7 protein-coding genes are annotated in these 6056 nt (G+C 71.0%); 5 read left to right on the top strand and 2 right to left on the bottom strand.

Going from position 1 to position 6056, the window contains the following annotated elements; translation table 11 throughout:
* Nucleotides 1-55: 55 nt before the first annotated feature.
* Genes AB0M20_RS22365 through AB0M20_RS22375 form a run of 3 tightly spaced genes read left to right on the top strand, consistent with a single transcriptional unit; the run spans nucleotide 56 to nucleotide 2659 of the window.
* The gene (locus AB0M20_RS22365; protein WP_364301046.1) at nucleotides 56-1078 is read left to right on the top strand and encodes an ABC transporter substrate-binding protein; all 1023 of its coding nucleotides are present in this window, start codon (nucleotides 56-58) and stop codon (nucleotides 1076-1078) included.
* On the top strand, nucleotides 1065-1817 hold the full coding sequence (locus AB0M20_RS22370) for an ABC transporter ATP-binding protein (RefSeq protein ID WP_364301048.1): 753 nt from the start codon (nucleotides 1065-1067) through the stop codon (nucleotides 1815-1817). The genes AB0M20_RS22365 and AB0M20_RS22370 overlap by 14 nt, the downstream gene beginning before the upstream one ends.
* Nucleotides 1814-2659, top strand: a complete 846-nt coding sequence (locus AB0M20_RS22375; protein ID WP_364301050.1) for a TauD/TfdA family dioxygenase — start codon at nucleotides 1814-1816, stop codon at nucleotides 2657-2659. The genes AB0M20_RS22370 and AB0M20_RS22375 overlap by 4 nt, the downstream gene beginning before the upstream one ends.
* On the opposite strand, the gene AB0M20_RS22380 is transcribed toward AB0M20_RS22375, so the two are convergent.
* On the bottom strand, nucleotides 2656-3903 hold the full coding sequence (locus AB0M20_RS22380) for a sulfite oxidase (RefSeq protein WP_364301052.1): 1248 nt from the start codon (nucleotides 3901-3903) through the stop codon (nucleotides 2656-2658). The genes AB0M20_RS22375 and AB0M20_RS22380 overlap by 4 nt on opposite strands.
* 47 nt (nucleotides 3904-3950) lie before the next feature.
* On the opposite strand from AB0M20_RS22380, the gene AB0M20_RS22385 reads away from it, so the two are divergent.
* Nucleotides 3951-5090, top strand: coding sequence for an LLM class flavin-dependent oxidoreductase (locus tag AB0M20_RS22385; RefSeq protein WP_364301054.1), 1140 nt, complete (start codon nucleotides 3951-3953; stop codon nucleotides 5088-5090).
* On the opposite strand, the gene AB0M20_RS22390 is transcribed toward AB0M20_RS22385, so the two are convergent.
* On the bottom strand, nucleotides 5071-5688 hold the full coding sequence (locus tag AB0M20_RS22390; RefSeq protein WP_364301056.1) for a cysteine hydrolase: 618 nt from the start codon (nucleotides 5686-5688) through the stop codon (nucleotides 5071-5073). The genes AB0M20_RS22385 and AB0M20_RS22390 overlap by 20 nt on opposite strands.
* 75 nt (nucleotides 5689-5763) lie before the next feature.
* Between AB0M20_RS22390 and AB0M20_RS22395 the strand changes: the two genes are divergently transcribed.
* Nucleotides 5764-6039: an ATP-dependent Clp protease proteolytic subunit gene (locus tag AB0M20_RS22395; RefSeq protein ID WP_364301059.1), complete on the top strand. Its 276-nt coding sequence runs from the start codon at nucleotides 5764-5766 to the stop codon at nucleotides 6037-6039.
* Nucleotides 6040-6056: the final 17 nt, after the last annotated feature.

Consider the following 6056-nt stretch of genomic DNA (forward strand, 5'->3'; position numbering starts at 1 on the left):
GTTGCCGAGAACCGGCTGATCCCGTGGCGCGGCCGTGCATAGAAACGGAGCACCAGTGCGCAAGATCCTTGCCCTCCTCGCCGTCCTCACCCTGGCGAGCGCATGCGGCAACGGCGCCGCCAGCGGGAAAGACAACGCCGGCGCCAAGACCATCCGGATCGCCTATCAGGCCTTCCCCAGCGGGGACCTGGTGGTGAAGAACCAGGGCCTGCTCGAGAAGGCGCTGCCGGACTACAAGATCACCTGGACGAAGTTCGACTCCGGCGCCAGCATCAACACCGCGTTCGTGGCCGGCAGCGTCGACATCGCCGCGATCGGGTCGAGCCCGGTGGCGCGCGGGCTGTCCGCGCCGCTGAACATCCCGTACCAGGTCGCCTTCGTGCTGGATGTGGCCGGCGACAACGAGGCGCTGGTGGCCCGCAACGGCACCGGCATCACGGACGTGGCCGGGCTGCGCGGCAAGAAGGTGGCCACCCCGTTCGCCTCCACCTCGCACTACAGCCTGCTCGCCGCGCTGGACCGGGCCGGCGTCAAGGAGTCCGAAGTGGACATCGTCGATCTCGAGCCGCAGGACATCCTGGCCGCGTGGACCCGCGGCGACCTGGACGCCGCGTACTCGTGGCTGCCGTCGCTGGACGAGCTGAAGAAGAACGGCACGGTGCTGATCAGCAGCCGCGAGCTGGCCACCGCCGGCAAGCCCACATTGGACCTCGGCGTGGTCTCCACCGCGTTCATCCAGGCCCACCCCGAGGCGGTCGACGCGTGGCGCAAAGCAGAGGCGCAGGCGCTCGACCTGATCGCCTCCGACCCGGCGGCGGCGTCCAAGTCGATCGGCGCCGAGCTCAACCTGAGCGCCACGGACGCGCAGAACCAGCTCAAGCAGGGCGTGTTCCTCAAGCCCGCGGACCTGGCGTCGCCGGAGTGGCTGGGCACCGAGGGTCAGGTCGGCAAGCTCGCCGACAACCTGGTCAGCGCCGCGCAGTTCCTCAAGGACCAGCAGAAGATCGACGCGGTGCCCGACCTGGCCACCGTGCAGAAGTCCGTCTACGTCAAGGGCCTGCCCGATGTCCTCGGCTGAGGCGATCCGGCTCGACGGCGTCGAGCACATCTACGGTTCCGTGCCGGCGGTCGGCCCGGTCGACCTGACCATCCCGCAAGGCGAGTTCCTGGTGCTGGTGGGCGCGTCGGGATGCGGCAAGACGACCTTGCTGCGGCTGATCGCCGGCTTCGAGCAGGCCACCAGGGGTACGGTCTGGACCGCCGGCAAGGCGGGCATCGTCTTCCAGCAGCCCCGGCTGTTGCCGTGGAAGACGGTGGGCGGCAACGTCGAGCTCGGGTTGCGCTACGCCGGTGTGGCCGACCGGCGGGCGAAGGTCGAGCAACTGCTCGCCGACGTCGGGCTGAAGGACGTCACCCACCGCCGTACGTGGCAGATCTCCGGCGGTCAGCAGCAGCGCGTCGCGATCGCCCGGGCGCTCGCCGTGGAGAACCCGTTGCTGCTGATGGACGAGCCGTTCGCCGCGCTCGACGCGCTCACCCGCGAGCGCCTCCAGGAGGACCTGCGCCGGGTCAGCGCGGACACCGGCCGCACCTGCGTCTTCGTGACGCACAGCGTGGACGAGGCGGTGTTCCTCGGCAGCCGCGTCGTGGTGCTCAGCGCCCGGCCCGGCCGCGTCGTCCTCGACCTGCCGATCGACCTGCCGCGCACCGGGATCACCCCGGACGAGCTGCGCGGCCGGCCCGACTACGCCGCACTGCGGTCCGAGATCGGCCACGCCGTTCGCGCGGCGGCCCAGATGGAAGGAAGTCCCGCATGACCGAGCTCGAACCCCTCGGCCCCCATTTCGGAGCCATCGTGCACGGCCTCGACCTGCTCACCGCCACCGACGACGACATCGTGGATCTGCGCGCCGCGCTGGTGGACCGCAAGGTGCTCTTCCTGCGTGACCAGAAGCTGGACGACGACGCCCAGGTTCATCTCGGCCGGCGGATCGGCGAGCTGACCGCCTCCCACCCGGTGGTGGGCGGCTTGGACGATGCCCACCCCGAGGTGTACGCGCTGGACAGCACCGACAACGGTTTCGCGGACGTGTGGCACACCGACGTCACGTTCATGAAGCGCCCGCCGCTCGGCTCGATCCTGCGCGCGGTCACGCTCCCGCCGACCGGCGGCGACACCAACTGGGCGGACGCGCAGCTCGCGTACGACTCGCTGGCGGCGCCGGTGCAGCGGCTGGCGGACCAGCTCACCGCCGTGCACGACGGCAACCGCGAGTTCGGCTACTACCTGGCCCAGCGCCGCGGCGGCAAGGGCAACGTCTGGGACGGCGAGGTCGTCACCAAGCTGGACCCGATCGAGCACCCGGTGGTGCGGGTGCACCCGGAGACCGGCCGCAAGGGCATCTTCGTCAACCCGGGGTTCACCTCACACATCGTCGGGGTCTCCGAGCACGAGAGCCGCGGCATCCTCGACCTGCTCTACGCCCACCTGACCAAGCCGGAGCACATCGTCCGGCACCGCTGGCGGCTCGGCGACGTGGCGCTGTGGGACAACCGCAGCACCAGCCACTACGCGAACCGCGACTACGGCACCGAGCGCCGCGTCATGCACCGCATCACGCTGCGCGGCGACATCCCGAAGGGACCGCTGCCGGCCTAGGAGTTGCCGGCCGTGCGCACCTGAACGGGATGCCGGACGACGGCGTCGAAGAGGTATCCGAGGGTGTTGTGCCGCGCGACGCCGGGCTGGGTGTTGCCGCGTACGTCGGTGGCGCGGGCCAGCAGCTCGGCCGGGCCCTCGGTGCGCGGCGTCCAGTCCAGCGCCCAGCGCTGCCAGCCGGCGCCCGGGCCGACCGGGCGGGCCCGCCGCCACGTCGCGCCGCCGTCGGTGCTGACCTCGATCTTGCGGATGGGGCCGTGCGCCGACCAGGACCGTCCGGTGAGCCGGTGCCGCCGCCCCGCCGTGAACACCGCTCCCTCGTCCAGCTCGAACGCGCTCTTGACCACCTGCTCGTCGAAGGGCTGCCCGTCGGCCGGGTAGCCCTCGCCGAAGAGCCGGTAGCACTGCGTGTTCCACGGCGAGAACAGCGGCCGGTCGGACACCTCGATGCGGCCGACCCACTTGATCGACGCGATGCCGATCCAGCCGGGCACCAGCACGCGGACCGGGGCGCCGTGGTCGGGTGGCAGGGGTTCGCCGTTCATCTCGTACGCGAGCAGCACATCGTCGAGCGCCTTGCGAACCGGCAGCGGCCGGCGCACCGGGCCGAGGTTGACGCCGCCGGTCACGTAGTCGGGATCGAGCCCGACCGGCTGCACGTCCACCGCCCGATGGGACAGCCCGGCCCGGCGCAGGACGTGTGACAGCCGCACGCCTCGCCAGCGGGCCACGCCGATCGCGCCGAGGCGCCAGGCCGTACCCGAAACGGTCTGCCCTTGCTGGGTCGTGTAGTAGCTGCGCCCGTTGCCCGCGCACTCCACCGCGGTGACGGTCGTCTCGCTGGGCAGCCGCTGGAGGTCGGCCAGCGAGAAGCTCACCGGGCCGCCGCGCAGGCCGGATCCAGTCACCTCGAGCCGCCAGGTCTGCGGGTCGATGATCGGCGTGCTGGTGTGGTTGCGCACGAAGAACCGGTCGAGGGGTACGAGGTGGCCGACGTCGCGCAGAGCGGACCAGCGGGTCTCGGCGTTGGTGCCGAGCACGGTGAACAGCTCCGCGGGCAGTGGTTTGACGATCGGCCCGGCGGCCGCCGCCCGGGCGACGGCCGGCGTCGCACCGATGAAGGCCGGCGCCGCTCCGATCGCCGCCGACAGCTTGAACAGGTCGCGCCGGGAGAAGCCGGCGGCGTCACCGCGCAACCACTGCCGCAGCCGTCGACGGTCGTGGCTCAGCTCGTCGTTCGCCATGACGACACTCTATCTAGCCCATAGGATTTATAGATAGTGTGGGAGCCATGGACTTCCACTGGTTCCTCCCGACCAACGGCGACAGCCGGGAGATCGTCGGCGGCGGCCACGGCGTTCCGACCGGCGCCGCCGGCGGCGTGCGCCCGCTCACCATCGGCTACCTGGGCCAGATCGCCCGCAGCGCCGAGCAGCTCGGCTTCACCGCCGCGCTCACCCCGACCGGCGCGTGGTGCGAGGACGCCTGGCTGAGCACCGCGATGCTCACCGAGGTCACCGAGCGGCTGAAGTTCCTGGTGGCGTTCCGGCCCGGCCTGATCTCGCCCACGCTCGCCGCGCAGATGGCGTCGACCTTCCAGCGGCTGTCCGGCGGTCGCCTGCTGCTCAACGTGGTGACCGGCGGCGAGTCGTCCGAGCAGCGCGGCTACGGCGACTTCCTGGACAAGGACGCCCGATACGCGCGCTGCGACGAGTTCCTCGGCATCGTCAAGGCGCTGTGGGAGGGCAAGACGGTCACCCACGACGGCGAGCACCTGCGGGTCGAGGACGCGAAGCTGAGCCGCGTGCCCGACCCGGTCCCGCAGGTCTACTTCGGCGGCTCGTCCACGGCGGCCGGCCCGGTCGCGGTCCGGCACAGCGACGTCTACCTGACCTGGGGCGAGCCGCCGGCTCAGGTGAAGCAGAAGCTCGACTGGATCCGCGGGATCGGCGGCGGCCATCTGCGCTTCGGCATCCGCCTGCACGTGATCACCCGCGACACCTCCGACGCGGCGTGGGCCGAGGCGCACCGCCTGTTGCGCGGCATCCCACGGGAGGCGATCGAGGCGGTCCAGCAGGGGCTGCGGCGCAGCGAGTCGGTCGGGCAGCGGCGCATGCTCGAGCTGCACGGCGGCTCGGCCGACGACCTGGAGGTGTCGCCGAACCTGTGGGCCGGTGTGGGCCTGGTCCGCGGCGGCGCGGGCACCGCCCTGGTGGGCAGCCACCAGGAGGTCGCCGACCGCCTCGAGGAGTACGCCGACCTGGGCATCGACGAGTTCATCCTCTCCGGCTACCCGCACCTGGAGGAGGCGTACTGGTTCGGCGAGGGCGTGCTGCCGGAGCTGGCCCGGCGCGGCCGCTGGCAACACCCGGACGGTCGCGCCACCGAGGTCGTCGTGCCGTTCGCCGGTGTCACCCTAGGGCGGCGGTGACCTGCGCGGACTCCATCGGCAGGGAGAACATCGGGTAGTCGTACGCGATGGCGTTGTCGTGCTCCTCCGGAGAGGTCGCCGCGGTGCAGTCGGTCAGCGTGATCACGCGGTAGCCGTTCTCGTAGGCCGACCGCATCGTCGACTCGACGCAGCAGTTCGTCAGGAACCCGGCCAGGATCACCGTCTCGATGCCGCGGCTGCGCAGGATGAAGTCCAGATTGGTGCTGGCGAACGTGTCCAGCCCGCGCTTGCCCTCGATCAGGATGTCGCCCTCGGCCGGGGTGAGATCGTCGACGATCGCCGCGCCCCACGTTCCCTTCACGAAGGCGTTGCCGTCCACGACGCCCTTCAGGATCCCGTACGGGTACCGCGACAGCTCGCCGTAACCCGGGGCGAACGTGATCGGCGCGTGCATGATCGTGACCCCGGCCGCACGGGCCGCCTCGACCAGCGCCACCGTCTTGGGCAACATCTGCGTCTTGTCCATCACCGCGGACACCGCGCCGTGCAGCACGCCGCCGTCGGAGGTGAACTCGTTCTGGTACTCGATCAGCACCACCGCGGTCTTCGCGGGGTCCAGCTGCAATGTCTCCGCCATGATGTTCACAGTAGGCCTGTCCGCCCGTAGCGGAAGCCCTCCATCCGGCGGCCGGTTGCTCCCTAAACTCGGCGGATGGACCCGCGCTGGCAGCCCCGCCCCTCGCACGAACCGTCGCCGCACCTCCCGGGACCGTCGATGGCCGGCTGGCTCGAGGAGCGGCTCTTCGACCAGCGCATCGTCATGATCCGCGGGCCGTTCACCCAGCAGGACGCCACCAGCGTCGCGGCCGCGTTGCTGACCTTGGACGCGTCCGGCCCGTCGCCGGTGCACCTGCACGTGGCCAGCAGCGACGGCCAGCTGCTCGCCGCGCATGCGGTGACCGACGTGATCGTAGGGTTATTTATATAGTTTTATACCTAAAAACC

This window comes from Actinoplanes sp. NPDC051633 (assembly GCF_040681735.1).
Classification (GTDB): Bacteria; Actinomycetota; Actinomycetes; order Mycobacteriales; family Micromonosporaceae; genus Actinoplanes.